This window comes from Burkholderia sp. BCC1977, from assembly GCF_905339595.1.
Lineage (GTDB): Bacteria > Pseudomonadota > Gammaproteobacteria > Burkholderiales > Burkholderiaceae > Burkholderia.
Window position 1 is genome coordinate 169,205 of sequence record NZ_CAJPGQ010000008.1, and the last position, 25,048, is coordinate 194,252.

Consider the following 25,048-nt stretch of genomic DNA (forward strand, 5'->3'; position numbering starts at 1 on the left):
GGAATCTGCCCGGACCCGGGGCGCTGCCCGGGTCCGTCGTTCATGTTCGCCACCATCGTCACCAGCCATTTTTCAGGCGTCCAATGCCGTTCGGCTCGCGATTCATGCGAAACCGGCATCAATGCAGCGCTGCCCGCGGCGTTACGCGAACGCGGCCTTCACCAGCGCGTGGAGATCGCTCGCGAAGCTGGACATCGAGATGGTGCGATGCCGCACGATGCCGACCGTGCGGTCGATCGTCGGGCTCGCGATCGGCACCGCGCGTACCGCCGGCGAGCCGTACGCACGCAGCGCGCTTTCGGGCAGGATCGCGCAGCCGACGCCGGCCGCGACCAGCGCGGCGACGCACGAGATGTGCTCGACCTCGTAGAACCAGCGGGTTCGCACCGCCTCCTGGCCCATCAGCATTTCGAGCAGCAGGCGGTTGCCGCTGTCGCGCCCGCCGATGATCAGCTTCGCGTGCCGCAGCTCGCCGAGCGTGACGGCGTCCGCGCGCGCCAGCGGATCGTCCTCGTGGGCCGCGAGCACGTAGCGGTCGGTGAAGAGCGGTTCGAACACCAGATCGTCGTCGTCGCCGGGGTGCAGGCTCACGCCGAACTCGGCGATGCCCGCGCGCACCTGCGACAGCACGAAGTCGTGATTGCCGTCGAGGATCTGCACGGCGACCTGCGGATACTTGGCCGCATAGTGGCGCAGCACGTCGGGCAGCGCCTGTGCGACGACCGTCGGGATCGACGCGAGCCGCACCTTGCCGTAACGCTTCTGCGCGATTTCCTGGATCGACGACAGCATCATCCCGAGCTGCGCGATCTGCTCGCGCGCCATCGGCAGGAACTGGCGGCCGACACCCGTCAGCGTCACGCTGCGCGTGGTGCGCTGGAACAGCTCGACGCCGAGCGTCTGCTCGAGCTTCTGGATGCGGCGCGACAGCCCCGGCTGTGTCAGGTGCAGCTTTTCCGCCGCGCGATGGAACGTGCCGAGCTCCGCGACGGCGACGAATGCTTCGAGTTCCGAGTTTTCGACTTTCATGGCGCTCCAATGTGCGGGCCGGCTCCGGCATGCCGGCATGGCGGCATGCCGGTGTTTGGCGGCAGGACTCACGCACCGGTATTTTCGTCGATATCGATGCGTGGCCGGCAGAGTCGCTCGCAGGGCGATCGTGACGGGAAACGGTACGTGACTGCTTCCGACGGAAGGCGAGAGTCGGGCGGCGGATGAAGATCCGTCGAAGCCCGGACGAACGTATGAAGGTTGACGCGCACGGGCGTTCAATCCACTGATCAATTTTCCGAAGCCGAGACTGGGGCGTCGTCGGCAAACAGGTTCGCTCGCATCATCGCGCAGCGCGCCGATTCGGTACATTTTCCGCTGTTATTAGCGGGTGTATCCCACTGGTTCGGGTTGCGAATTTTTACCTAAGATGGAAGCAATCATGTGCGTGACACGGTGCCTGCGCGCACATGGCAGGTAGGAGGCAGGGCCGGGAACGACTGCAGCAGATGTTTTCATCATGGATGCGAGTGTGTGCGCGACGGCTGCGAATCATGCGGCCGCATCGACGCCAGCGGGCGCGGCGGCAATCGCCGCGCGGACGGCGTCCGGCCGGTGGGGCCGAGTCGCAGCGTTGCGCCACGCGTTCATCGCAATCGTTTGCGTTCTGAGCGTTGCCCCTTCCGTCCTCGCCGGATCCGCTGCCGCTACGGACCAGCCGCTCGAACCGGTCGACGCGGTGCAAGTCGCGGCCGCCGCGACGCCCGCCGGCCCTACCGCTCCCGCCTTTTCGTCACACGACTCCGCCGTACGCCAGGTCGTGCTCGGCATCGTCAGTTTCACCCGCTGGCCGACGACGCCCGTTCGCCTGCATCTGTGCGTGACGGGCCGGCCCGACTACGCAGGTGGCCTGACCGACACGTTGCAGGCCGGCTCGACCGTGGTCGACGTGCAGCGTGTCCGTTCCGACGATCCCGCGCTCGGTATCGCGTGCGACGTCGTGTATCTCGGCCCGCTGGGCAACGACGAGCGAATGCGGGTGAGAAGCGCGCTGGCCGGCCATCCGGTGCTGACCATCGCCGAACACGATCCGACCTGCACCGCGGGCAGCATGTTCTGTCTCACGGTCGAAGGCGAGCGCGTGACGTTCGACATCAATCTCGACGCCGTGGAGCGCAGCGGCGTGCACGTTCATCCCAATGTGCTCAATCTCGCGCGGCGGCCGGTGACGCCATGACACGTTCCGCGCCGACCATTCCCTCTTCGCGTGTGCAGCGTCCGACGCTGCAAAGCGTGTTGCGCCGTGCGCATTTGCGCCTGGCGTTCGTCGCGGTTGCGATGGCCGCCGTGTCGCTGATCGTCGTCGCCGTGATCGCCATGCGTGCGTATGCCGGCAACAACCTGAACCTGCTCGCGCGCTCGCTCGGTTATACGGTCGAGGCGGCGCTCGTGTTCGGCGACCGCGTCGCGGCGAACGAGGCCATCGCCACCATCGCCAACGACGAGGACGTCGCGCAGGTGGTGGTGACCGATGGCAGGGGCGAGTTGTTCGCGACCTGGCAGTTGCCCGCAGCCGGCCGGATCGCGCGGCTCGAGCGCGGCGTCGCCGATGTCGCGTTGCCCGGGCCGGCGACCGTCCCCGTGATGCACGACGGCATCGTCGTCGGTCACGTGATCGTGCGCGGCCGCGGCCACCAGTTCTTCGGCTTCCTGCTGGGCGGGATCGGCGGCATTCTCGGTTGTCTTGTCGTCAGCGTGTTCGGCGCGTATATCAGCTCGAAGCGTCTGTTGCGCAATATCGTCGCGCCCCTGCGCGCGCTCGCCGGCGTCGCGCACGCCGTCCGGCGCGAGCGTGCATTCGCGCGTCGCGTCGAGCCCGTGGCGATCGCCGAACTGAACCAGCTCTGTGACGACTTCAATGCGCTGCTCGATGAACTCGAGGACTGGCAGAACACGCTGCGCGACGAGAACGCGTCGCTCGAACACAAGGCGACGCACGATGCGCTCACCGGTTTGCCCAACCGCGTGCAGTTCGAGTCGCGTCTGTCGCTTGCACTCTGCGACGCCGTGGTGACCGGGCTGCGGGTCGCCATCCTGTATCTCGACTGCGACCGCTTCAAGGAGATCAACGACTGCCTTGGCCATGATGCCGGCGACGCGGTGCTGGTCGGCATCGCGGCGCGATTGCGCGCGCAGGTGCGCGACACCGATCTCGTCGCGCGCCTGGGCGGCGATGAATTCGCGGTGATGCTGACGGGGGTGCGCGAAACGGACAGCGTGTGCCGGATCGCCGACGAGATTTTGTCCGGCATGGTGCCGTCGATCGAGTTGCCCGACGGACGCATGGTGGCCACCATGTTGAGTGCCGGCGTTGCGCTGTATCCCGACCATGCGTCGGACGCGAGCGGCTTGCTGCGCGCGGCGGATGCCGCGATGTACCGCGCCAAGCGCGCGCGGCCGGGGTCGTGGCAGTTGGCGGAAGGCGTTGCCGGGCCGGTTTGAGGTCCATCGTTTCGCGCCGCGGGCGAGGCCGCGGCGGCGGGATAAAGAGCGCACGCGATGCGGGCGCGTACGAGAGGGTGTCGATGATGAAGAACTCGTTGCCTGTGAGCATTGGGAGGATGTGCGTCGCGAGCGCGGTGCTGCTGTGCCTGCTGCTTGGCGGCTGCAAGACGCCGCCGCTTCACCGGGGGCTCACGCAGACGCAGGTCACGGCGCTGAAGTCGGCCGGGTTTCAGGAGACCGAGCAGGGGTTCGAGTTCGGGTCGACGGGGCCGATCCTGTTTGATTTCGATCGGTACAACCTCAAGCCGGATATCAGGCGGATCGTCGAGCGGATCGGAAAGACATTGCGGTCGGCCGGGATCAATGGGGTGCGGGTTTATGGGTACTCGGACGAGGACGGGGAGGTGGCCTACGATCTCGAGTTGTCCCGGCGGCGGGCGGAGGTGGTGGCGATCGAGCTTGTGGATGTCGGGCTGGACGGGAAGCGGATCGCGGTTGTCGGGAAGGGCAAGAGCGATCCGGTGGGGGATAACCGGACGGTGGCCGGGAGATTGCAGAATCGGAGGGCGGCGATTGTGGTTTCGCCGCGGTGAGGGGGGTGGTCAGGGCGCGACGATTGCGCTGGATACTCGGAACGCCTCCGGAGAGAGCAGTCCGAAAAACGAAGATGGTCAATCACTCGTCTGGAGCAGGCTGCGCAATGAGAATAGCGCCACAGGTCGTTTTATGTCCCTCCAAAGCCATCGGCTGCCCGAAATCTTCGCACCCCTCGAGCCCCTCGGAGATTTCAAAGAGATGTGGTGCGCAAAGCGGGCACGTCACCTGATCCCCTTTGCGTGCAATGGGAACCTTGGCCTCGCTCCAAGTGGAGGACGGGCTGCCCGAAATCACCTTGCCGCCGTGGCTTGTCGTATCGCCGACCACGATCTGCGCTCTTCCGTGCAAGTTCGCTCGTTGCATCGCCTAGCCTCCAGATCAATGAGCGTCACCAGCTTTGGCCGAGAAGTCGGGGGTTTCAAACGGCGGCGGCAGATATGTCGTATCGATTGTGTAGCCCTGAGCCTTTAATTCCGCTTCATGTTTCGCTCGTTCTGCCTTTGCTGGCGTCAATTTGTCAGACAGGTATTTCTTCCATTGCCTTCGTCGTTCTACGCTATCGGTAAAATACGGCGTGTAATTGTCGGATGCAGTGCTCACCTGAATATCGGTCAAGTAATATCCCATGTCGGGGGTCGACGACGATTGATACGACAGAGATAGTGTCAAAAATACGCCGTCGGTATAAAAAAGCCATCTTGGTTCAGACGCAATCAATTTTTTCCATTCTTCTACAGTCGGCGTATAGGTCGAATCGATCGAATAAAGGCCGCCAGGTTTTGACAAGGCATAAGCCGTTGCCTCTTTGCCGACGAGCCGCGGATCGGAGGTTTCAATATACCTCTTCCATCCCGCACCTCTCAGTTTTGCCAGCAGGACGGCGATCTTGTCGCGAGCCGCTTCATAGGAGGTTGTCCCCGAAGGTGAGATGTTGAAATTGACATCCCAATTATCAACTCCGCTTTCCGGGCTGTCTTTGTCTCCCAACCCTGTTGCGATCGTGACATTGTCAAGGTCAAAGGAATGCTGTCCTTGGCTATATTTCACCCGTCCAAGCTGCTTCGGATCATCCCAGTGCATCTGATACGCATACACACCAGACGGGTGATGCATTGTGGAAAACCCTTGGGCCATGGCATCCGATTTTCCATCTGCGCCAAATTTAATAGTGACAACTTGAGGCGACATTGCTTTGTCCTTTTCATTTCGGGCGGCTGTTGATGCATAAATTGCAGCGCACAAGGCGATTGCTGAAAAAATCCACCACCAGATTCTCATTGGTTTGCGTTTAAGCAGCATCGGCATTATCGCCTTTATGTGAAAAATCGATCATGTGGTGATGGCAATTCATTCGAACTGTTTCGAATCGTCGCGTTCCAGGGGCGATCGACGTCCGTATCACTTCATGCAATGGCCCGGCACGTTCAGACGAAATTTCGTGACTATGCCCAACGGCTAACGTTTGTGTGAGTCGCATATATTTGGCGTTAGCGATGGTCTAATAGGGGATGTCTAATGATGATCGCGTGTCCGTCGCGCGCGCGAATGGGTACCACGCAACCTGTAAGTCCCTGCAGGACATTACTTTCACCAAATCACAAAAAAAGGAGGAATCCAAATAATCAAAACACCGCGGTAAACGAGCGCGGGCCGCAAGTGCTACCAACACTCACGACCCGCTAACCACAGCCAACTTTCAAGGAGTTGCCCATGGCTAAGGCGAATGATAAAGCACGTCCCCCGATTACGGAACGCTACGTGACGGTTCAACAACTTTGGGGCGTTCCAAAAAGCTTCGGCCCGAGGCCGAAGACGTTCTTTCCATATATGAAGATCGGCGGAATGTGGCTGATCAATGACGTGGGTTTTGATCCGGGCCAAAAGGTGCGGATAGCGGTCGAGCCGGGAAGGCTGGTCATTACGGCGACGTGAGATCCGGCAACCGCGCTGCACATTTGCACGATTCGTCCGGAGGCGGATCGGCCGATCGGCTAGTGTGGCGCGAACCACCACATTCAGCCCGTGATCGCCGTTGAACCGGTGATAGAAAAGGCCGCGCAGACAGTGCCGCGCGGCCTAGTCGAATGTCAGCATTACGCAAATGCGAACCGCGACACATCGCGTTCCGGCGCCGTACGGAGCCGCGCAACGCAAGGGGCAGGGTAGCAGCGACCGACCGGCACCAAACATCACCAAGCGATATTGCAAGACGACCGCGCGGTCCCCGCACCACCCGTAGCCGTGCAATGCGAACCCGCGCCGTCGTCATAAAACGTCCGCGTCTCCGGTTGCGGCACTGACGGATCGTACGGATTCGGCGCACTGTGCGGCCCGCGCGCGGCATCGAAAGGCCGCGTCGGCGCATACGAGTTCCCGCCGCCCGGCGCATGTGACCCATTCGCCCGCAGATATTCATTCCAGTTCAGTTCGCGCTGTTCGTGTCTGGGCAACACACGACCGAAGCTATCGCTGCCACCCGCGCCGAGCGCGACGCGATTCGAAGGCCATACAGAATCGCCAGCCCCGTGCTCAACCGAGGGCAGCGGCTTGAGCGTATCGCCCGAAACCCGCAACGGCCGCGAATCCGGCGTATCGAACGGACTACGTTCAACCGGCGCGGCGTACTTCACGCGCCGCGGCGTCCGTCCCGCACGTGGATCATCGCGAGCCACAGCCCCGCGTTCCGAACGAAACACATTGGCACCGCCCGAACGATCGACCAGCGAATCGCGGCCCGAAGCGTCGACGGTAGAAACAGAAAGCGCACACGCAATCGCGGTGGCGGAAGAAAAGCGGAGAGGATGATTCATCGGCGATCCGAAGCAGGTGATATGCAATGAGAAAAAACGGCAGATCACTGGCTGGCGGTTCGGCGACGGATGGGCGTCGAAGCGGCCCTGAAGCGACTGCGAGCCGCGGTGGACGCGACTCGCAGGAAGGCTGGCTGGATTGCAGAGGCGAGTTCGCATTATTTCATAAAAATAACAAGCAGCTTTCGTTGTGGCCGTAAACGTCAGCAGATAGAAGGATTGACCGATCCACCCCAACGCCCCGCCTCGGTGCACGCCAACTCAATCTTCAGTCGATTGTTTTAAACAATTCGGACCCTAAAAAAACAAAAGACCGCCCGACCCACGACCGCAAATCGCCCCAAGCCCCACCCATCAAGGAACCACCCCACCAACTCACCCAAAATCGCAACCCAATTGCACCTACCGCAAACGTTCTCCACCCGCCCGGTTGCTCCCAAATCGCCACCCCCACCCAAGCCAAGTTTCTCCGTGTTTTCCCTCATAGAAGCGGCATTTTTGACAGACGATTTAAAAACCCCCATATAATTTCGACTGCCTTGCCAACGGCTGTCGGACCATCCCTCCGAACTCGCAGTTGGCAAGCGGGGCAGGCGAAACGCTTGCGCAATGCAAGACGCATCACGATGTCTTTCCGAACCAGACGTCCCCTTTGGGGGACTGCAAGAGCCGGGCCCCGCTACGCAACATCCATCCGCAGGTCCGTCTTCATGTGTCTCGGGCGTGTCCCATGTCCTCGCCCCGGGTGCTGTTCGATTGCGCAAGTCATGCCGCCTTTGCCCGTATGACTAAACAACATCGAGGAGCTCCCAGATGACGCTGTCCCGTCTTACGTCCATTTCCGCCGCCGCCGTGCTGTTCGCCGCCGGCGCCGCCGCCGCGCAAGCGGAAACCGTGAAGATCGCCATCGCTGGTCCGATGAGCGGCTCGGTCGCCCAATACGGCGACATGGTGAAGGCCGGCGCGCTGACCGCGATCGAACAGATCAACGCGGCCGGCGGTGCGGGCGGCAACAAGTTCGAAGTCGTGCAGATGGACGACGCATGCGAACCGAAGCAGGCCGTCGCGGTCGCCAACAAGATCGTCAGCCAGAAGATCAAGTACGTGATCGGCCACGTGTGCTCGGGCTCGACGATTCCCGCGTCCGACATCTACGAGAACGAAGGCATCGTGATGGTCACGCCGTCGGCCACCGCGCCGCAGCTGACGGAAGGCAAGAAGCGCCACTTCATCTTCCGCACGATCGGCCGTGACGACCAGCAAGGCCCGGCCGCCGCGCACTACATCATCAACAACGTGAAGCCGAAGAAGGTCGCGGTCCTGCACGACAAGCAGTCGTACGGCCAGGGCATCGCGTCGTCGGTGAAGAAGGACCTCGAAGCCGCGAAGATCCCGGTCGTGCTGTTCGAAGGCATCAACGCCGGCGATTCGGACTACTCGGCGATCATCACGAAGCTGAAGTCGCAAGGCGTCGACTTCGTGTATTTCGGCGGCTACCACCCGGAAATGGGCCTGCTGATGCGCCAGGCGCGCGAGCAGGGCGTGAAGGCGACGTTCATGGGCCCTGAAGGCGTGGGCAACAAGGACGTGACGGCAATCGCCGGCCCGGCGTCGGAAGGCATGCTGGTCACGCTGCCGGCGGACTTCTCGGCCGATCCGGCCAACGCGGCGCTCGTGAAGGCGTTCGCGGACAAGAAGCGCGACCCGAACGGCCCGTTCCAGATGCCGTCGTACGCCGCGGTGAAGATCATCGCCGACGCGATCGCAGGCGCGAAGACGACCGACCCGACGAAGGTCGCCGCGTACATGCACAAGACGACGTTCGACACGCCGATCGGCAAGGTCGCGTATGACGCCCAGGGCGACCTGAAGGCGTTCAAGTTCGTCGTCTACACGTGGCACAAGGACGCGACGAAGACCGCCGCCAAGTAATACGGAGTACCCGCCCGCGCACCCGCCCTGTCCGAAACCCGGACGGGGCGGGTGCGTATTTGGCCGCGCATCGCCCCATTGCGCGGTCAACGGGCGGCCCGAGACGACACCGTGCGTTGCGCGCGGCCGAACGCCGTGATCCGGCGACGGCATGCGACCCAGCGCCAACGGGAGCTTCCCGCACATGACTGACTTCTTTCCGCAATTCGCCCAGCAGCTGGTCAACGGCCTGACGCTGGGTGCGATCTATGCGCTGATCGCCATCGGCTATTCGATGGTCTACGGCATCATCGGCATGATCAACTTCGCCCACGGCGAGATCTACATGATCGGCGCGTACGTGGGCCTCGTGACCCTCACGGCCATCGGCATCTCCGCCGGCTATCCGCTGCCGCTCGTGCTCGGCGCCGCGCTGATCGTGTCGGTGCTCGTCACCGGCCTGTACGGCTTCGCGGTCGAGCGCGTCGCGTATCGCCCGCTGCGCGGCGGCCCGCGCCTCGTGCCGCTGATCTCCGCGATCGGCATGTCGATCTTCCTGCAGAACTACGTGCAGATCGGCCAGGGCGCGCGCGACGTGTCCGTGCCGGTGCTGATCTCCGGCGCGTTCGACATCCATCTCGGCGGCGACTTCGACGTGACGGTTCCGTATGCGCGTCTGCTGATCGTCTGCGTGACGATCGTGCTGATGATCGCGCTCACGCTGTTCATCTCGCGTTCGCGGATGGGCCGCGCGTGCCGCGCCTGCGCCGAGGACATGAAGATGGCGAACCTGCTCGGCATCGACACGAACCGCGTGATCTCGTTCACGTTCGTGCTCGGCGCGATGCTGGCGGCCGTCGGCGGCGTGCTGATCGGCCTGACGATCGGCAAGCTGAATCCGTACATCGGTTTCGTCGCGGGCATCAAGGCGTTCACCGCCGCGGTGCTCGGCGGGATCGGCAGCATCCCGGGCGCGATGCTCGGCGGCGTGCTGCTGGGCCTCGCCGAAACCTTCGCCGCAGGCTACATGCCGGCCGAGTACAAGGACGTGGTCGCGTTCGGCCTGCTCGTGCTGATCCTGCTCTTCCGCCCGACCGGCCTGCTCGGCAAGTCGGACATCGAAAAGGTCTGAGGGAGACGCAGATGAGTCAAGTCATTTCCGTTCGCCGCCCGGCCGCCGACGCGTCGGTCGGCCAGGCGCTGAAGAACGCCGCGGCCGCCGCGCTGCTGACGGCGATCCTCACGATTCCGGTGCTCGGCCTGCAGCTGAAGCTCGACGGCTATCAGGTGGTGCTCACGCCGCACTGGCGCCCGGTGTGGATCGCGGTCGCGGCCGTGTTCCTGTTCCAGCTGTTCAAGCCGTGGCTCGTGCGCGCGAAAGCGGCCGTGAAGCTGCCGGCAGTGCCTGCGATGGGCGCGCAGCAGCAGCGCGTGATCATCTGGGTGATGCTCGCGGTCGGGTTCGTGTGGCCGTTCTTCGGCTCTCGCGGTGCCGTGGACGTCGCGACGCTCGCGCTGATCTACGTGATCCTCGGCCTTGGGCTGAACATCGTGGTCGGTTTCGCGGGGCTGCTGGATCTCGGCTATGTCGGGTTCTACGCGGTCGGCGGCTATACGTACGCGATGCTGAACCAGTATTTCGGGTTGTCGTTCTGGGAGTGCCTGCCGATCGCGGCGATCGCGGCGGCGACGTTCGGCTTCCTGCTCGGCTTCCCGGTGCTGCGCCTGCGCGGCGACTATCTGGCGATCGTCACGCTCGGCTTCGGCGAAATCATCCGCCTGCTGGCAAACAACCTGACGAGCCTCACCGGCGGCCCGGACGGCATCTCGAGCATTCCGAAGCCGACGGTGTTCGGCTTCGAGATGGCGCGCTCGGCGAGCGTCGAAGGCGCGAAGACCTTCCATGAGCTGATCGGGCTGGAATACAGCGGCGAGCACATGGTGATCTTCCTGTACCTGATCGCGCTGGTGCTGGTCGGCTTCACGCTGTTCGTGACGAGCCGCCTGATCCGCATGCCGATGGGCCGCGCGTGGGAAGCGCTGCGCGACGACGAGATCGCGTGCCGCTCGCTCGGCCTGAACCCGACGCGCATCAAGCTGTCGGCGTTCACGCTCGGCGCGGCGTTCGCGGGCATCGGCGGCGCGTTCTTCGCGGCGCGCCAGGGCCTCGTGAATCCCGAATCGTTCACCTTCATCGAATCGGCGCTGATCCTCGCGATCGTGGTGCTCGGCGGGATGGGCTCGCAGCTCGGCGTGATTCTCGCGGCGATCCTGCTGACCGTGCTGCCGGAAGTCGCGCGCGGGTTCGCCGAGTACCGGATGCTGATCTTCGGTCTGGTGATGGTGTTGATGATGATGTGGCGTCCGCAGGGCCTGCTGCCCGCGAGCCGTCCTCACGTGGAGCTGCCGCAATGAGCGCGAATGCAGAACTGTTGAAGGTGGCCGGGCTGCAGATGCGCTTCGGCGGGTTGCTCGCGGTGGACGGCATCGATTTCGACGTGCGCCGCAACGAGGTGTTCGCGATCATCGGGCCGAACGGCGCGGGCAAGACCACGGTGTTCAACTGCGTCGGCGGCTTCTACAAGCCGACCGGCGGCGACGTCGTGCTCGACGGCCATCCGATCGCGGGGCTGCCGAGCCACCAGATCGCGTTGAAGGGCCTCGTGCGCACGTTCCAGAACATCCGCCTGTTCAAGTCGCTGACGGTCGTCGAGAACCTGCTCGTCGCGCAGCATCGCAAGGTGAAGGCGGGGCTGCTGCCGGGCCTGTTCGCGACGCCCGCGTATCGCCGCGCCGAGAAGGAAGCGCTCGAACGCGCGGCCGTGTGGCTCGACCGGATGGGGCTGAAGTCGGTCGCCAACCGGCAGGCGGGCACGCTGTCGTACGGGCACCAGCGGCGCCTGGAGATCGCGCGCTGCATGATCACCGAGCCGCGCCTGTTGATGCTCGACGAGCCGGCGGCCGGCCTCAACCCGCAGGAGAAGATCGAGCTGCAGCACCTGATCGACACGCTGCGGCACGAGTTCGGCGTGTCGGTGCTGCTGATCGAACACGACATGAGCCTCGTGATGGGCGTGTCGGACCGCATCCTCGTGATGGAGCACGGCCGGCCGATCGTGATCGGCACGCCGGAGGCGGTCCGTAACGACCCGCGCGTGATCAAGGCGTATCTGGGGGAAGAGTGATGCTGAAGCTGGAACAGGTCCATACGCACTATGGCGCGGTCGAGGCGCTCGCGGGCGTGTCGATCGAGGTGAACAAGGGCGAGATCGTCACGCTGATCGGCAGCAACGGCGCCGGCAAGACGACACTGATGATGACGGTGTGCGGCACGCCGCGCGCATCGTCGGGCCGCGTGCTGTTCGAGGGCAAGGACATCACCGCGATGTCGACGCACCAGATCATGCGGCAGGGGATGGCGATCTCGCCGGAAGGGCGGCGCGTGTTCCCGAGCCTGACGGTGCTCGAGAACCTGAAGATGGGCGGGTTCTTCGCGAGCCGTCATGAAATCGACGACGGCATCGAGCACGTGTTCAAGCTGTTTCCGCGCCTGAAGGAACGCGCGGCGCAGCGGGCCGGCACGATGTCGGGCGGCGAGCAGCAGATGCTGGCGATCGGCCGTGCGCTGATGAGCAAGCCGCGTTTGCTGCTGCTCGACGAACCGACGCTCGGCCTCGCGCCGCTCGTGATCGCGCAGATCTTCGACATCATCCGGACGATTCGTGACGAAGGCGTCACGGTGTTCCTGGTCGAGCAGAACGCGAACAAGGCGCTGGGCGTGGCCGATCGCGGCTACGTGCTCGAAACGGGGCGCGTGGTGCTCGCCGATACGGGCGCGAACCTGCTCGCGAACGACCGGATCAAGCAGGCGTATCTCGGCGGTTGATGAAGGAAGCCGCCGGCCTGCAACGGGCCGGCGGTGCGCGCCGCAGGCGTTGTCGCTTCACCTGCAAGGCCGGTCGCGGCCTTGTCTTCCTTTCCCTAGCTGATCCTGAACGTGCTTTTCAGCACGTCGCGCAAATGCAGCGCGGCGCGATTGCTGTCGTCCGTGAGGATCGTGATCAGGTGCGGCGGCAGATCGGGCAGCGCGATCCCCGCGACGTTGCTCGTCAGGTTGCCGGACACGCGGTCGTGCTCGATGATGCCGACCGCGAGACCATTCGCGATGCACGCTTCGACCGCCGGCGAACTCGCGCTCTCGAGCAGCATCCGGTGCGCGATCCTGGCCTTCTTCAGCGCGTGCAGCGCGGTGTCGCGGTACGGACATCCCTGCAGCTGCACGGCGATCGGCAGCGGCGCATCGGGATTGAACTTGAACGTGCGTGCGGCGACCCACACCGGATGGGTCTTGCTGAGCAGTTCCGCGTGCGGCAGCGCTTTCGGCACCACGGCAATCGTGATGTCGAGCTGGCCGCGGGAAAACAGCTGCTGCAGTTCCTCGCTGGAGCGCGCTTCGACGGTCAGTTCGAGCAACGGCCGATCGGCGGCGAAGCGCGGCAGGAATTCCGCCATGAAATGCGCGGCGTACGAATCGGGGATGCCGAGCCGCAACTTGCCGGTCAGGATCTGCGGCGACAGCGATTCGACCAGCCGGTCGTGGCTCGACAGAAACTCGGTGGTGTCGCTGAGCAGCTTGTGGCCGAACTGCGTAAGCTCGACGGCCTGGTTGTTTCGCGTAAACAGCCGCTGCGCGACCATCTCCTCGAGCTTCTGGATCTGCGCGGTGACCGACGACGGGCTGCGATTCACATACGCGGCGGCATCCTTGAAGCGGCCGAGCTTCGCGACGGCGTGGAAGGTACGCAGCAGGTCGACGTCCAGGGTGCGCGGCATGATTTTGATTTTCCGAATCAGTGATTCAGGTAATGTCGATTGACGGAATTATTGCGCCTCCCTATCCTCGGGTCAACAGGCAGACAACGGCAGGCATTCGATCGAGCGTGACACGTATTCCGGGGAACGATTCATGTCTATCAATGATTTTGTAGTGGATGCATTGGTGCGGGACAGGAAGCTGAAGGCGGAGTCGGTATGGACGGTCGAGAATCACGAGAAGTATTCGACACTGCAGCGCACGGACGATGCCGCGCGGCAACGCGAGGCGGGGCGTGAAGTCTTCTCCTTGATGCGTAATCTGAACGAATTGGGGGTTCGGAGTCCTGCATTATGTGCGGATCGCAACGGAAAGGGCTCGTTGCGGGAAGCGATCGGTGCGTTGAGCGAGCGTCTCGCCACGTTGTCGCGCGGCCGTCACGTCCACTACATCGAACTCGGGCCCGAGCCGGTCAAGACGACCGAACTGATGAAGGGTGTCAGCGGCGGCGGTCCGGACCACCTGCGCTACACGGCCGTCGACATCAACGAGTCGTCGGAACACGCGATGCGCGACGCGATCATGCCGTTCCTGAAGACGCCCGGCTGTTTCAACTACATCGCCGACGATTACCGGAACGTGCAGTGGAATCACATCGATCTGGGCCAGGACGTGACCTTCATCACGATGCTCGGGTTCCAGGAGGGCAACGAATTGCCCGTGACGATCGGCCGCCTGATCCGCAATCTCGGCGGAAAGTCGACCTACGTGGTGTCGGAGATGCAGCTGTTCGTCGAAGGCCGCGAAGCGCACATCTACGACTTCTACCGCAACGAGAACATGGTGCGGTTCTCCGAAGTCGTCAGCCGGCAGCAGGGCTTCGAGCCGCACGGCGAGCATGACGTGTCGATCGTCAGGCTGAACCTGCTGGGCGATCAGTTCCATGTCGCGGTCACGCTGCAGCCTGTATCGAAGGCCGGCGTCGACGGGCATCTGATTACCAACGTCTGCCTGAAATACACGCCCGAGCAATTCCGCCGCGTGCGCAGCAGTCACGGCAACTGCCGGGTGATCGACGAGCTGCGCAGCGGGGACGGCAGCGTCGTGTACCAGATTGCGCAGTTCAAGGGCTAGAGGCTAGCGGCCAGGGGCCAGGTCCCGGGGCCGCAACGACGAGAGCGAGGCATGCGATGGACAAGGGAAATGCACTGCCGGTGTTTGCGCGCGGGTTCGATCGGGTGAGGCTTGCGCTGCAGACCTCGCTGGCCGGCGACGCGAACGTCGCGGAAGACGCGGTTGCCGTTGCGGAACGGATGCGCTGGACGAGCGACTGCCTGCGCGACGGCTACCAGGTGCGGTATCGCCGCAACCTGGACGATCTCGGCTATCGCGACCTGCCGATGCGCGGCACGCAGTCGAACGCGCTGAACGCGGTGTGCAGCCTGCGCGGGCTGTTCTCCGACGAAGCGGTGCACGCGTTGCGCGAGATCGGCCGCACGCTGGAACACAGCGCGTCGAACAGCAACTGGATCATCTCGAAGCGGGTGCGTGCGGTGACGAACCGCTCGCGCTTCATCGACGACATGATGCACGACCGCGGGTTCCTGCTGCGGCTGTCGCGTCTGGCCGGCGCGCCGCTGATCCCGTATCCGATGATCAACGCACGCTCGCAGTTCAACTATTACTACCCGACGCGCGAGCGCGACGACAAGGAACAGGTGGGCATGTGGCACACCGACGGCACCAGTTTCGTGCTGAACATCGTGTTGTCGGATCGATCCGAATACGAGGGCGGAAACTTTCTGTTCTACGAATCGACTGCCGAGACGTTCGATCGGCACGATCGTGAGCGCGCGCATGTGAAGACGGCGGATTTGAGCCGCGCGGGCGACGCGCTGCTGATCTACGGCAGCAAGCTGTTCCATGGCGTCGAACCGGTCGAGGCAGGGCGGCGCATGTCGCTGGTGCTGTCGTTCCATTGCCCGTACACGCGCGAGGACGACAACGGATTCTGGCATCTCGCGTCGGATGACGGTATCCCGCGCACCGTCGTCAACTGGCTGGGGCTGCAACGCAGCCTCCGCGACGACGCCGCGATGCAGTACCTTCGCCTCGGTCTCGAACCGATCCGGTTCGAAGAGCTGGGCGACGCGCGCACGTCCACGGCCACGTTCTGAGGGGCGACGTTCCCATGCAGCTTTTCCTGATCCAGCTCGTTTTCGTGTTGTCGTGGAGTTCCGGCTTCATCGGCGCCAAGCTCGGTGCGGAGACGGCCGGCGCGTTCAACCTGCTGTTCTGGCGTTTTCTGCTCGTCACGCTCTGTCTGGCGATCGTGCTGAACCGGCGGCTCGGGCGCCTGACGCTGGAAAAGATCCGCTATCACGCGGTGATCGGCTTCCTGTCGCAGTTTCTCTACCTGAGCTGCGTGTACGTCGCGATCCAGCATGGCCTGCCGCCGGGCATCGCGGCGATCGTCGCGGCATTGCAGCCGCTCATCACGGCCGCGATGACGACGTTCGAAGGCAGCGAGCGCAGCGGCGCGCGCCAGTGGGTCGGGCTCGTGCTCGGATTCATCGGGGTCGGCATCGTGATCGGCGGGCAATACGCGCTGCCGACCGAATCGGTCGGCATCGTCATGTACATGCTGCCGCTGGTGTCCGCGCTGGGGCTGTCGATCGCGACGATCTACCAGCGGCGGCGTGCGCTCACGACCGCGCGCAGCAACGAGGACGGTCTGTTCCTGCCGCTGTTCGTGCAGGGGTGCGTGAGTCTCGTGCTGTTCGCGGCGTGCGGGCTCGTCACGGGCGATCTGCATGTGCCGACGCAGCCGAACGTGTGGTTGTCCGTTGTGTGGCTGACGGTGTTCTCGACCTTCATGGCTTACCTGACGCTGTGGGCGTTGCTCAAGCGCATGCCCGCGACGCGCGTGGCGACCCTCGTCTATCTCGAACCGCCCGTGACGCTGACCTGGGCCGCGTGGATGTTCGGCGACCGGATTCCGGTGACGACCTATCTCGGCATCGTCGTCGTCGCGATCGGCGTGTGGCTGGCCAGCAAGCACGGCGAACGGTTCGGCCGGGCGCGACAGGTGGAGAGGGCGGCGGCCGGCAGCGGCGAGCCGGATGATGCGCTTACGCGTGCAACGCCAGACCCTTCACGGCTTTATCCACGGCCTTCTTCGGCCCGTGCAATGCAAGGCCGACCAGATCGAGATTCGACGCGTCCTCGGCGCGAAACACTTCGCGGTTGGCCGCGTCGTGCCCGGTCGAGAACATCGCGCGCACGTACGGCACGATCCTGACCTCGCGCGACAGCGCATGCCGGTGTGCGGCCTGCAGACCATCCAGGTCGGCCGCGAACACCAGCATCGGCTGGCCGAACATGCGGCCGTAGCGATTCCCGGCCGCATCCTCGTAAGGCTCGCCGAGCGCGTCGGGCGCGCCGGCCGCGACGCCCGTCGCGAGAAACGCGACCACATTGAGTTTCTGCCACGCCGCGAGATCGTCGCGCACGATCAATGCCACCTTCGTATCGAACATGATTGCTCCTCGTTGAAGCGCTCATGATCGAATGCCGCGCGCGATCAGTCTGGAACGTTTGTGCACATCCGCCGATAGGCGGCCGGCGTCATCCGGTACGCGCGGCGGAACCAGCGGCCCAGGTGGCTCTGGTCGGCGAAACCGACATCCGCGGCAGCCTGCGCTGGCGTGCGGCCGGCCGCGAGCAACCGGCGCGCGGCGCGCAGGCGCAAGCGCACCAGGTACGCGTGCGGCGACGTGCCGAAGGCGCGCTGGAACATCCGCGTCAGCCGGAACCGGTCGATCCCGGCGACGCCGGCCAGTTCGTCGAGGCCGATGTTGCCGTCCATGTGTTCATGCAGCAGATCGCGCACGCGCGCGATCGCAGGCGTCACCACGCCGCTTGCCAGCGCGAGCGGGCCGCCCAGTTCGCCACCGAGCCGCGTCAGCAGCCGGTCGAGCGTCTGGTCGCGCGCGAGCCGTCCTTCGTTGTCGTGGATCGCAAAGAATGCATTCCGGATCGCGTCGACGAGGCTGCGATCGTCGACGAGCGTATGGCCGAACGTGGCTTCGACGCTGCCGAGACCCGGCAGGTCCAGCCGGCGCGCCGCAGGTTCGACCCACGCTTGCGGCAGGTACAGCATCCCGTAGGTGAAGCCGCCGGCTTCGGGCGCATGGCCGTCGTGTATCGCTCCCGGTTCGATCAGGATCGCGCGGCCCGGCACGCTGGTATGCAGCGACCGGTGACACTGGAAACGCTGCACGCCTTGTTCGGTGAAGCCGACGAGCATGTCGTCGTGATCGTGCGCGTCGTACGCATGGCCGTTGAAATGCGCATGCAGGCTTTCGATGCCGGTTTCCTGATCGCGCCGCGCGACGAGCCAGTGGTCGGTCGTGCCGACGTTCTTCGCCGTTGTCGTCATCGGATGCCTCACGCGTCGCAGTTACGTGAGCGGAAGTGTACGCGGGTCGCGGAAGCGGCGTTGCGGGCGCGGCTCATTCTTCATTCATCGCGGCCTGTCTTTCCAGCGTATCGCGCTCGGCACGAAAAGCTGCCGGGCGCGCGTTTCCTCGCTGTCCAGTCGTCGGCCATGCACGGTCGCGCCGTCGCTGCTCCCCATCCGATACACGAGCGACCATGGCCGGGCCGGACACTCACTGCTACTGGCCGCCGCCATACAACTCGTTGAGACGCTGGAGATCTCCCGACTTCTGCACACGCAGGAACTCCTCCTTGACCTGTGCGCGCGTGAGTCCGGCCGGTGCCCCCGCTTGCGAACCGGCGCTGGGCATGCTGCCCATCGACGTCGCGCTGATCGCCGAGTCGGACGGCGTACTTGCCGTGGCCGCGGCGCCTTCGTTCTGCGCCCGGGCGAGACCCGACGCACCCAACACACAGACGGCGGCCAGTGCCGCCTTGTACATGCTCTTCATCGTGGCACCTCACATGAAAAAGCGATGCAACAACAACGACGCGATCGACGCGGATTCCGCATCGTCCGCGTATTTCGCAAATATCGGAGCATTCCGCCGCACTTGCATCGCGCGTGACACATCCCGCATGCCGAACGCAGCCGTGGGTTCGTCACGCAAATGCAGCCGGAATGGCGAAAGGATAGAACCCGCATGCCGCTTTGACGCCCTCTTGAAAGGGGGTAATTGCCGTCGTTGTCATGTGGAATGTCTAAACTCGACTGAGATCGCGGAACCTGTGACGTCGAGCGTCTCGCCCCGCCCCGCGAGCGAAGCCGGTGCATGTTCGAGGAGCGGATTCATGTCTGACAAACACGTCGCGCTTGCGAGTCATATTCGTCGGCTCTGTTCGCTCGCCGTCGAGCCGCACCTCGTCATTCCTCATGTGATTGAGGCGACCCGGCGCATCGTCGGGGCCGATTGGGGCATGTTCTTCTATGCGGACGAACACTATGCAGTGTCGGACGTGTGCAGCGAAAACGAGGTGGTCTACACGTTGTTGCCGACGTATTTCGCGAACATCCACAACACCGAGCGGCAGGAGGTACTGGGCGTCACGTTTTCCGATGCGATGCGCCGCGGACGCGGTTTCGACAACAGCGCGCACTACGACGAGGCACTGCTGTCGAGCGAGATGTACGCGGACCTGTGGCGGCCGGTGTCGATGCGCCACTGTCTCGAGCTGACCGCGACGGACGGCACGCGCGGCTGGGGCAGCCTGCTGCTGTCGCGCGCGTCAGGCTGTCGTCCGTTCTCGGAACAGAACCATCGCGACATCGAACCCGTGGCACGGCATCTTGCCCATGCGCTGTCGCGGCCCGTGCAGCCGACGCTGCACGAATCGGAATGCGGCGAGTCCGCGATCATGGTGGTCGATAACGAAGGCCGGCTGCTGCTGCACAACGCGGACAGCATCCGGATGCTGTCGCTCGCGACCGGCGAGCCGCTCGCGTTCTTCCGTCACGAACGCTTGCCGGACTGGCTCGCACCGTTGCGGTCGAACCTCAACCGGATCTGGCTCGGCTACCCGGCACCGCCTGCGACGCTCGAGCGTCGCAACCAGGCGGGGCGTTTCCGCTTCAAGGCCTATCGATGTACCGATGCGGCCGCGTTGCAACGCGATGCCGCGATCGTGATCCATATCGAACACTTTCCGCCGCTCAGGCTGATGGTCGAACGACTCGGTTTTGCGTTCGGCCTGACCGAGCGACAACGCGAACTCTGTGTGCAGCTCGTGCTGGGCCGCTCGCACAGCGAGATCGCGCGTGACTTCGCGCTGCGCGACAGCACGGTCGTCGATCATGTTCGCAAGATCTATCGCCGGCTCAACGTACACAATCACGACGAATTGCGCAGCGTGTTTCGGGCCGGGCGACGTGACTAGGCTCCGACGCGCGCGGTGCGGCACGCCTGGTCCTGCCCGAATCTTGCCGCCCGCTGTGTGCGGGTGCCGTTGCGCGTGGCGTTCCGTTACAGCGCGCGCCGGATCGCCTGCTCGAGCAGCGACAGCCCGAGATCGATTTCCGCTTCGCTGACGGTCAGCGGCGGCGCGATCCGGAACACGCCGCCCATGCCCGGTAACTGCACGATGTTCATGCTGAGCCCGAGGTTCATGCACTCGCGCGTGATCTTCGCGCCGAGTCCGTCCGCCGGTTCCTTCGTCCGTCGATCCTTGACGATCTCGACGCCGAGCAGCAAGCCGCGCCCGCGCACGTCGCCGATGCAGTCGAAGCGTTCCATCAGGTCGAGCAGCCCGCGCCGGAGCCGGTCGCCCATCACGTTCGCCCGCTCGACGAGGCCGTCGCGCTGCACCACGTCGAGCACGCGCAGGCCGACCGCGGCCGGCAGCGGATCCGACACGTGCGTCGTATAGAACAGGTAGCCGAGCTCGTGCGCGCGTTCCTCGATCTGGGCGGACGTGACGATTGCGGCGAGCGGCAGCCCGGCGCCGAGCGTCTTCGACAGCGTGAGGATGTCGGGCGTCACGCCGTCGCGCTGGCACGCGAACATCGTGCCGGTGCGCCCGACGCCGGTTTGCGCTTCGTCGAGGATCAGCAGCATCCCGCGCGCCTCGCACTTGCGCTTGAGCGCGGCCATGTAGCCTTCCGGCAGTTCGATGATGCCGCCTGAACTGAGGATCGGCTCCGCGATGAACGCGGCGAGGTTGCCGCTCGACTGGCGATCGATCAGGTCGAATGCGTAGTCGAGTTCGGCGAGATAGTCGTAGGTGCCGTTGCGCTCGAAGCGCGGCCGGTACGTGAACGGCGCCGGAATCGCGAACGAGCCGACGGCGGCCGGGCCGACGCCCTTGCGGCCGGCGCTGTACGTGGCGGACGCCGCCGCGCCCGTCATCCCGTGCCACGACTGCGCGAAGCCGACGATCTCGTACTTGCCGGTGACGAGCTTCGCCATCCGGATCGCCGCTTCGTTCGATTCCGCGCCGGTGCTCAGCAGCAGCGCGCGATCGAGCCCCGGCGGCGTGATGTCGGCGAGGCGCGTCGCGAGGTCGACGACGGGGCGCGACAGCATCCCGCTGAACAGGTGATCGAGCTTGCCCGCGTATTCGCCGATCACGGACACGATCTCCGGATGGCTGTGCCCGAGCACCGCGCTCATCTGACCCGACGTGAAATCGAGGATCGCGCGGCCGTCCGCGTCGTAGACGAAGCTGCCTTGCGCGCGCTCGATGATGATCGGCTCGAACGTGCCGCCGTAGCGGATCAGGTGCTGCCTGGCGTTGTGCCAGAAGGTTGCGTCGTCGTTCAGGGACATCGGGCTTCTCCGGACAAGGGCCAAGGATCGCTTGCAGTCTAGGTGCCGGTCTGGTTTTATGGAAACGAATAGTGCTTATGCAAGGTAGAAAAGGAGCTAATACCTTGGGACGCTCGCTTGAAATCGACCTGTTGCGCTCGTTCGTCGTGATCGCCGAGGTGCGCTCGCTGAGCCGCGCGGCGGCGCGGGTCGGCCGCACGCAGTCCGCGCTGAGCCAGCAGATGCGACGGCTCGAGGAGAGCGTCGACCAGCCGTTGTTCCAGCGCACCGGCCGCGGCGTGGTGCTGACGCATCCCGGTGAGCGGCTGCTCGTGCACGCGCAGCGCATCCTGCGGCAGCACGACGAGGCGATGGCCGACCTGTGCGGTACCGGGCTGTCGGGCACCATCCGGTTCGGTTGTCCTGACGATTACGCGGCCGTGTTCCTGCCGTCGCTGCTGCGGCAGTTCTCGAGCCAGCATCCGCAGGCGATCGTCGAGGTCGTATGCGGGCCGACGCCGCGGCTGCTCGAACAACTCGACAAGCGGGCAGTCGATCTGGCGATGATCTCGGTGCCAGACGACGATTCGAGCGACGATTTCATTCGCCGCGAGCAACTGGTCTGGATCGGTTATCCGGGGCTCGATGCCGCGCGGTTCGAGCCGTTGCCGCTCGCGCTGTCCGATCCCGACACGCTCGATCACATCGCGGCGTGCGACGCGTTGCATCGCGCGGGCCGCGATTATCGCGTCGCCTATGCGAGCAGCAGCCTCGCGGGGCTGATCGCGCTGGTGCGTTCGGGGCAGGCGTTCGCGGTGATGACGCAAACGGCGGTGCCGGCGGATCTGGCGATCCTCGCCGGCGATCGCGGGCTGCCGCCGTTGCCGGCGGTGGGCATTACGCTGCGGTTCGACCGGAAGCGGCCATCGCATCTGACGACGGCGTTCGCCGAGCATATCCGCGCGGTGTTGCCGGTGCTGTGAGGGCGGGGCAGTACGTGCGTGGGATCGGTCGAGCGGCGCGCCGTTTGCTGACGGAGAGGGGGCGATGATGCAGCTCTACCTGCACCTCGACTGACAAGGTTCGGTGCCCGAAGCCGCGCCAGGACGTACGCCCGACTTCCTTGTGATCCGCCGCTGCCTTTCAGGGGGCAAGGTGCCGAACACGACGGACACCACGCCAAATTTCGCTTGGTATACTTCGCTACCAGATTCCCTACGTACCCACGGATTTATGGCCGCCGCACAGTCGGATAACGCGTCATCGGATTTCATGCCGGCCGACCTCAGGCAAAGCGTGGTCACGCAAACATTGCCGCATGCACAGGTCGGCATCAGTCGGCTGAAGACGTCTCGTAGAAATATTGGCCGAACTGCGCCATACGAACTTGAAGACGCCGATCTCATCGTGTTGCAATTGCGCGCGTTCGGCGAACAGGAATTGTGGCTTGACGGACGTGTCGCCCGTTTCGTCCCCTATGAAGCAGGGACCGTCACGATTCATGACCTCGATCGCAGATGGGTTTCCGACCTGAAGGGGGCGTTCGACTGCATCCATTTTCACCTCCCTCGCCGAACGCTGGAGGAGACAGTCGATGAAATCGGGGGCAGGCAGCGACCGCAGCTTTACTTGCCACCGCATTTGAGTGCGACGGATCCGATCATCCATCGCCTGGGCCAGGCCCTGCTCCCCGCGTTAGCACGGCCCGAGCATGCGTCTCGGCTTTTCATCGACCACGTCGCGCTCGCCTTCCAGGCGCATGTCGCGCGTCTGTACGGCGGCGTCAGTGAGCGGCGGGAGAAGTCGACCTGCAAACTCACTGCGTGGCAGGCGCGCATGGCGAAAGGACTGCTTCTCGAACACCTTACCGGGAACATCTCGATTGCCGATGTGGCAAAAGCGTGCGGCCTGTCTCGCGGCCATTTTGTCAAAGCCTTTCATCAGACCACCGGGTTGCCGCCCCACCGCTGGCTGATCGATCAGCGCATCGAGCGAGCCATGATGTACATGCGCACATCGTCCATGCCCCTGCAAATGATCTCGGATGCGTGCGGCTTCGCCGACCACAGCCACTTCACGAGAACATTTACGCGCCTCACCGGCGTGACGCCGCGACGTTGGCGCATGGACAACATTTGACGAACGTAGCCGACGCGACCGTTACGCGTCACATGAATACCCAACCCACCGCCGTACCTGCAGACGTCGCTCCGATGATGCAGCACGACCTGCGCGTTACCTGACAACACGCAGCACGGAAAGTGACGCCAGGACCTACGCCCGTCCTTTTTAAAACCGGGCACGCCGCACGCTTATCCCCCTACGACGCTCGTCGTGTCGCCGCCCAGGAATCCTGCCCGGTCCGCGCGTGGCCCGTGCGTACAAAATCGGAAACATTCAGCGAAACCGTATCGGCTTTGGCATTTGAGCGCGTCTTCCGGGCGACTGCCAGGATCGGGGCCGAGTGCTCGTAAAAGCATTCAAGCTGTCGTGCGTCGGATGCCAGTCGCTCAAGGTCGAACGCCTTCTCGAGAATCAACCGGGGAATATGAAAACGCTGGAGCCCGCGGCCGACCCGAATCTGAAACACGACTCCATCGCTGTTATGCGGTACCCCCGCCCACACAAGCGAACTGCGATCCATGAAGCCTCCGAAAAAATCATAATCGTCACATCAATATGCCAGTCAACTCCGGCGGCGCATATTTGTATTTCAAAATTGTGGCGCTCGACACACTGGCATCTCCACAAAAACCCGGATATTGCGGTGCAGCAATAGCGCCGTAGACTGGGCTCTTGCTTCCATGGACTCGCTTCACGGTCGCACCATGACGGGAGAGCACGCCATGACGACTTCTTCATCAGCGCCGAGCCAAACTTCCCCGGTCCTCCACATATTCCATCAAGATGGCGGCTGGCACTGGGGCATCACGGTTCCTCGCTCCACGGGATGCGGCTTCAAACTGATCGCATACAGTCGCGACATCTTTTCCACCGAAGGCAGCGCCCAACGCGATGGCGATCGAGCGTTGGCCTCGATCGTCGCAAGTGACGGGCCCTGAACCTGGCGGATCGCGCAATTGCAGTCTCCTTGAGTTTTCACGGCGACATGCAATACTCCTAGCACGCATCGAAACGAGATCACTTACCGCACACCATGACCGGCTCCGCCATCTGTCTGACATCCCCGATCGTCGACGACGATCTGAGCCTTTCCTTCTCTGCCTACGGCCCGGGTTGGGGGTACGTTGCAATCAAACTCCCGGCGGACATCATTCGAGAAAAGCTTGGTGCAGAGACTGCTGCGCCCACGCAATTGCTCACCGTTTTCGAAAGCAATCGGCAGAAGATCACTGCCGCAGTCAATCGACATGCATTGCCGAGCAACGGTCGGCGAATTCAACTCGACAAGTCAGACTTCTGACCCAGCGCTGGCTTTCGGGCCAGCATGGCGGCAGAAGAACGGAGGCGTTACATGAACATCCGGTTCCTGGTTTCCTGCACCCTGGCGCTTGTTGCCGTCAGTGCTCACGCTGCGGATATCACGGGCGCAGGCAGCACTTTTGCAGCACCGATTTATGCAAAGTGGGCCGATGCGTACAAGAAGGCGGGCGGCGCGAAGGTGAACTACCAAGGTATCGGTTCGTCGGGCGGCCTGAAGCAGATCAACGCGAAGACGA

At 64.0% G+C, this 25,048-nt stretch carries 26 protein-coding genes and 1 pseudogene; 17 read left to right on the forward strand and 10 right to left on the reverse strand.

Translation table 11 applies throughout. The features are described from left to right. Positions 1 to 141 precede the first annotated feature (141 nt). On the reverse strand, positions 142 to 1,029 hold the full coding sequence (locus U5771_RS09910) for a LysR family transcriptional regulator (RefSeq protein WP_322023784.1): 888 nt from the start codon (positions 1,027 to 1,029) through the stop codon (positions 142 to 144). Positions 1,030 to 1,510: 481 nt separating this feature from the next. Between U5771_RS09910 and U5771_RS09915 the strand changes: the two genes are divergently transcribed. The 3 genes from U5771_RS09915 to U5771_RS09925 all read left to right on the forward strand — a co-directional run bounded on the left by U5771_RS09915 (position 1,511) and on the right by U5771_RS09925 (position 4,088). Next, entirely contained in the window at positions 1,511 to 2,227 is a 717-nt protein-coding gene (locus U5771_RS09915) for a YfiR family protein (RefSeq protein WP_322023785.1), read from the forward strand. After that, complete coding sequence (locus tag U5771_RS09920) at positions 2,224 to 3,492, forward strand: diguanylate cyclase domain-containing protein (protein WP_322023786.1); 1,269 nt, start codon at positions 2,224 to 2,226, stop codon at positions 3,490 to 3,492. The genes U5771_RS09915 and U5771_RS09920 overlap by 4 nt, the downstream gene beginning before the upstream one ends. An 86-nt stretch (positions 3,493 to 3,578) precedes the next feature. Then, entirely contained in the window at positions 3,579 to 4,088 is a 510-nt protein-coding gene (locus tag U5771_RS09925) for an OmpA family protein (protein WP_322023812.1), read from the forward strand. Between the two features lie 82 nt (positions 4,089 to 4,170). Here U5771_RS09925 and U5771_RS09930 read toward each other — a convergent pair whose 3' ends face one another. Together U5771_RS09930 and U5771_RS09935 are read right to left on the reverse strand one after the other, a co-directional pair. Next, complete coding sequence (locus U5771_RS09930; RefSeq protein WP_322023787.1) at positions 4,171 to 4,455, reverse strand: PAAR domain-containing protein; 285 nt, start codon at positions 4,453 to 4,455, stop codon at positions 4,171 to 4,173. 15 nt (positions 4,456 to 4,470) lie between these two features. After that, positions 4,471 to 5,391 carry a hypothetical protein gene (locus U5771_RS09935; protein WP_322023788.1) on the reverse strand — a complete coding sequence of 307 codons (921 nt, stop codon included), beginning with the start codon at positions 5,389 to 5,391 and terminating at the stop codon, positions 4,471 to 4,473. A 411-nt stretch (positions 5,392 to 5,802) separates the two neighbouring features. Between U5771_RS09935 and U5771_RS09940 the strand changes: the two genes are divergently transcribed. Further along, the gene (locus tag U5771_RS09940; RefSeq protein WP_322023789.1) at positions 5,803 to 6,024 is read left to right on the forward strand and encodes a SymE family type I addiction module toxin; all 222 of its coding nucleotides are present in this window, start codon (positions 5,803 to 5,805) and stop codon (positions 6,022 to 6,024) included. Positions 6,025 to 6,281: 257 nt separating this feature from the next. Here U5771_RS09940 and U5771_RS09945 read toward each other — a convergent pair whose 3' ends face one another. Next, positions 6,282 to 6,902, reverse strand: a complete 621-nt coding sequence (locus tag U5771_RS09945; protein ID WP_322023813.1) for a hypothetical protein — start codon at positions 6,900 to 6,902, stop codon at positions 6,282 to 6,284. Positions 6,903 to 7,715: 813 nt separating this feature from the next. Between U5771_RS09945 and U5771_RS09950 the strand changes: the two genes are divergently transcribed. The 5 genes from U5771_RS09950 to U5771_RS09970 all read left to right on the forward strand — a co-directional run bounded on the left by U5771_RS09950 (position 7,716) and on the right by U5771_RS09970 (position 12,699). Beyond that, on the forward strand, positions 7,716 to 8,834 hold the full coding sequence (locus U5771_RS09950; protein ID WP_059534285.1) for a branched-chain amino acid ABC transporter substrate-binding protein: 1,119 nt from the start codon (positions 7,716 to 7,718) through the stop codon (positions 8,832 to 8,834). A gap of 184 nt (positions 8,835 to 9,018) precedes the next feature. After that, on the forward strand, positions 9,019 to 9,945 hold the full coding sequence (gene livH, locus U5771_RS09955; protein WP_322023790.1) for a high-affinity branched-chain amino acid ABC transporter permease LivH: 927 nt from the start codon (positions 9,019 to 9,021) through the stop codon (positions 9,943 to 9,945). An 11-nt stretch (positions 9,946 to 9,956) separates the two neighbouring features. Beyond that, on the forward strand, positions 9,957 to 11,228 hold the full coding sequence (locus tag U5771_RS09960) for a high-affinity branched-chain amino acid ABC transporter permease LivM (protein ID WP_322023791.1): 1,272 nt from the start codon (positions 9,957 to 9,959) through the stop codon (positions 11,226 to 11,228). Continuing rightward, a complete protein-coding gene (gene livG, locus U5771_RS09965) occupies positions 11,225 to 11,998 on the forward strand; it encodes a high-affinity branched-chain amino acid ABC transporter ATP-binding protein LivG (RefSeq protein ID WP_322023792.1) in 774 nt (257 codons plus the stop codon). The genes U5771_RS09960 and livG overlap by 4 nt, the downstream gene beginning before the upstream one ends. Further along, the gene (locus U5771_RS09970) at positions 11,998 to 12,699 is read left to right on the forward strand and encodes an ABC transporter ATP-binding protein (RefSeq protein ID WP_011354263.1); all 702 of its coding nucleotides are present in this window, start codon (positions 11,998 to 12,000) and stop codon (positions 12,697 to 12,699) included. The genes livG and U5771_RS09970 overlap by 1 nt, the downstream gene beginning before the upstream one ends. A 95-nt stretch (positions 12,700 to 12,794) precedes the next feature. On the opposite strand, the gene U5771_RS09975 is transcribed toward U5771_RS09970, so the two are convergent. Continuing rightward, the gene (locus tag U5771_RS09975; RefSeq protein WP_322023793.1) at positions 12,795 to 13,646 is read right to left on the reverse strand and encodes a LysR substrate-binding domain-containing protein; all 852 of its coding nucleotides are present in this window, start codon (positions 13,644 to 13,646) and stop codon (positions 12,795 to 12,797) included. 133 nt (positions 13,647 to 13,779) lie between these two features. Here U5771_RS09975 and U5771_RS09980 point away from each other — a divergent pair, with 133 nt between their 5' ends. The 3 genes and pseudogenes from U5771_RS09980 to U5771_RS09990 all read left to right on the forward strand — a co-directional run. Continuing rightward, a complete protein-coding gene (locus U5771_RS09980; RefSeq protein WP_322023794.1) occupies positions 13,780 to 14,760 on the forward strand; it encodes a hypothetical protein in 981 nt (326 codons plus the stop codon). A gap of 56 nt (positions 14,761 to 14,816) precedes the next feature. Further along, positions 14,817 to 15,803, forward strand: a complete 987-nt coding sequence (locus U5771_RS09985) for a 2OG-Fe(II) oxygenase (RefSeq protein ID WP_322023795.1) — start codon at positions 14,817 to 14,819, stop codon at positions 15,801 to 15,803. Between the two features lie 14 nt (positions 15,804 to 15,817). Further along, a pseudogene (locus U5771_RS09990) lies at positions 15,818 to 16,621 on the forward strand (DMT family transporter); the annotation flags it as partial. A gap of 136 nt (positions 16,622 to 16,757) precedes the next feature. On the opposite strand, the gene U5771_RS09995 reads toward U5771_RS09990, so the two are convergent. From U5771_RS09995 to U5771_RS10005, 3 genes are all read right to left on the reverse strand, one after another. Continuing rightward, positions 16,758 to 17,165, reverse strand: a complete 408-nt coding sequence (locus U5771_RS09995) for a DUF2000 domain-containing protein (RefSeq protein WP_322023796.1) — start codon at positions 17,163 to 17,165, stop codon at positions 16,758 to 16,760. A 44-nt stretch (positions 17,166 to 17,209) separates the two neighbouring features. Then, a complete protein-coding gene (locus tag U5771_RS10000; protein WP_322023797.1) occupies positions 17,210 to 18,067 on the reverse strand; it encodes an AraC family transcriptional regulator in 858 nt (285 codons plus the stop codon). A gap of 238 nt (positions 18,068 to 18,305) precedes the next feature. Further along, a complete protein-coding gene (locus U5771_RS10005; protein ID WP_322023798.1) occupies positions 18,306 to 18,578 on the reverse strand; it encodes a DUF4148 domain-containing protein in 273 nt (90 codons plus the stop codon). A 340-nt stretch (positions 18,579 to 18,918) separates the two neighbouring features. On the opposite strand from U5771_RS10005, the gene U5771_RS10010 reads away from it, so the two are divergent. Continuing rightward, positions 18,919 to 20,001, forward strand: a complete 1,083-nt coding sequence (locus tag U5771_RS10010; protein ID WP_322023799.1) for a helix-turn-helix transcriptional regulator — start codon at positions 18,919 to 18,921, stop codon at positions 19,999 to 20,001. A gap of 86 nt (positions 20,002 to 20,087) precedes the next feature. Here U5771_RS10010 and U5771_RS10015 read toward each other — a convergent pair whose 3' ends face one another. Beyond that, positions 20,088 to 21,389, reverse strand: a complete 1,302-nt coding sequence (locus U5771_RS10015; RefSeq protein WP_322023800.1) for an aspartate aminotransferase family protein — start codon at positions 21,387 to 21,389, stop codon at positions 20,088 to 20,090. 77 nt (positions 21,390 to 21,466) lie between these two features. On the opposite strand from U5771_RS10015, the gene U5771_RS10020 reads away from it, so the two are divergent. Continuing rightward, a complete protein-coding gene (locus tag U5771_RS10020; RefSeq protein WP_322023801.1) occupies positions 21,467 to 22,351 on the forward strand; it encodes a LysR family transcriptional regulator in 885 nt (294 codons plus the stop codon). A 103-nt stretch (positions 22,352 to 22,454) separates the two neighbouring features. Then, positions 22,455 to 23,507 (forward strand): helix-turn-helix transcriptional regulator, encoded by a 1,053-nt coding sequence (locus U5771_RS10025; RefSeq protein ID WP_322023802.1) that lies wholly within the window; start codon positions 22,455 to 22,457, stop codon positions 23,505 to 23,507. Between the two features lie 181 nt (positions 23,508 to 23,688). Here the strand turns inward: U5771_RS10025 and U5771_RS10030 are convergent, their stop codons facing one another. Then, positions 23,689 to 24,012 (reverse strand): hypothetical protein, encoded by a 324-nt coding sequence (locus U5771_RS10030; protein WP_322023803.1) that lies wholly within the window; start codon positions 24,010 to 24,012, stop codon positions 23,689 to 23,691. A 513-nt stretch (positions 24,013 to 24,525) separates the two neighbouring features. Between U5771_RS10030 and U5771_RS10035 the strand changes: the two genes are divergently transcribed. Both U5771_RS10035 and U5771_RS10040 read left to right on the forward strand, forming a co-directional pair. Next, a complete protein-coding gene (locus U5771_RS10035) occupies positions 24,526 to 24,792 on the forward strand; it encodes a hypothetical protein (RefSeq protein ID WP_322023804.1) in 267 nt (88 codons plus the stop codon). Between the two features lie 51 nt (positions 24,793 to 24,843). Beyond that, the coding region (locus U5771_RS10040; RefSeq protein WP_322023805.1) for a substrate-binding domain-containing protein at positions 24,844 to 25,048 on the forward strand (205 nt) is incomplete at its 3' end.

Coding starts and splice junctions, on each gene's coding strand:
- U5771_RS10010 (WP_322023799.1), top strand. CDS start 18,919: ATGTCTGACAAACACGTCGCGCTTGCGAGTCATATTCGTCGGCTCTGT.
- livH (WP_322023790.1), top strand. CDS start 9,019: ATGACTGACTTCTTTCCGCAATTCGCCCAGCAGCTGGTCAACGGCCTG.
- U5771_RS09995 (WP_322023796.1), bottom strand. CDS start 17,165: ATGTTCGATACGAAGGTGGCATTGATCGTGCGCGACGATCTCGCGGCG.
- U5771_RS09985 (WP_322023795.1), top strand. CDS start 14,817: ATGGACAAGGGAAATGCACTGCCGGTGTTTGCGCGCGGGTTCGATCGG.
- U5771_RS10000 (WP_322023797.1), bottom strand. CDS start 18,067: ATGACGACAACGGCGAAGAACGTCGGCACGACCGACCACTGGCTCGTC.
- U5771_RS09920 (WP_322023786.1), top strand. CDS start 2,224: ATGACACGTTCCGCGCCGACCATTCCCTCTTCGCGTGTGCAGCGTCCG.
- U5771_RS09910 (WP_322023784.1), bottom strand. CDS start 1,029: ATGAAAGTCGAAAACTCGGAACTCGAAGCATTCGTCGCCGTCGCGGAG.
- U5771_RS10015 (WP_322023800.1), bottom strand. CDS start 21,389: ATGTCCCTGAACGACGACGCAACCTTCTGGCACAACGCCAGGCAGCAC.
- U5771_RS09935 (WP_322023788.1), bottom strand. CDS start 5,391: ATGCTGCTTAAACGCAAACCAATGAGAATCTGGTGGTGGATTTTTTCA.
- U5771_RS09980 (WP_322023794.1), top strand. CDS start 13,780: ATGTCTATCAATGATTTTGTAGTGGATGCATTGGTGCGGGACAGGAAG.
- U5771_RS10030 (WP_322023803.1), bottom strand. CDS start 24,012: ATGGATCGCAGTTCGCTTGTGTGGGCGGGGGTACCGCATAACAGCGAT.
- U5771_RS09975 (WP_322023793.1), bottom strand. CDS start 13,646: ATGCCGCGCACCCTGGACGTCGACCTGCTGCGTACCTTCCACGCCGTC.
- livG (WP_322023792.1), top strand. CDS start 11,225: ATGAGCGCGAATGCAGAACTGTTGAAGGTGGCCGGGCTGCAGATGCGC.
- U5771_RS09945 (WP_322023813.1), bottom strand. CDS start 6,902: ATGAATCATCCTCTCCGCTTTTCTTCCGCCACCGCGATTGCGTGTGCG.
- U5771_RS09970 (WP_011354263.1), top strand. CDS start 11,998: ATGCTGAAGCTGGAACAGGTCCATACGCACTATGGCGCGGTCGAGGCG.
- U5771_RS09925 (WP_322023812.1), top strand. CDS start 3,579: ATGAAGAACTCGTTGCCTGTGAGCATTGGGAGGATGTGCGTCGCGAGC.
- U5771_RS09915 (WP_322023785.1), top strand. CDS start 1,511: ATGGATGCGAGTGTGTGCGCGACGGCTGCGAATCATGCGGCCGCATCG.
- U5771_RS09930 (WP_322023787.1), bottom strand. CDS start 4,455: ATGCAACGAGCGAACTTGCACGGAAGAGCGCAGATCGTGGTCGGCGAT.
- U5771_RS10005 (WP_322023798.1), bottom strand. CDS start 18,578: ATGAAGAGCATGTACAAGGCGGCACTGGCCGCCGTCTGTGTGTTGGGT.
- U5771_RS10035 (WP_322023804.1), top strand. CDS start 24,526: ATGACCGGCTCCGCCATCTGTCTGACATCCCCGATCGTCGACGACGAT.
- U5771_RS09960 (WP_322023791.1), top strand. CDS start 9,957: ATGAGTCAAGTCATTTCCGTTCGCCGCCCGGCCGCCGACGCGTCGGTC.
- U5771_RS10020 (WP_322023801.1), top strand. CDS start 21,467: ATGCAAGGTAGAAAAGGAGCTAATACCTTGGGACGCTCGCTTGAAATC.
- U5771_RS09950 (WP_059534285.1), top strand. CDS start 7,716: ATGACGCTGTCCCGTCTTACGTCCATTTCCGCCGCCGCCGTGCTGTTC.
- U5771_RS09940 (WP_322023789.1), top strand. CDS start 5,803: ATGGCTAAGGCGAATGATAAAGCACGTCCCCCGATTACGGAACGCTAC.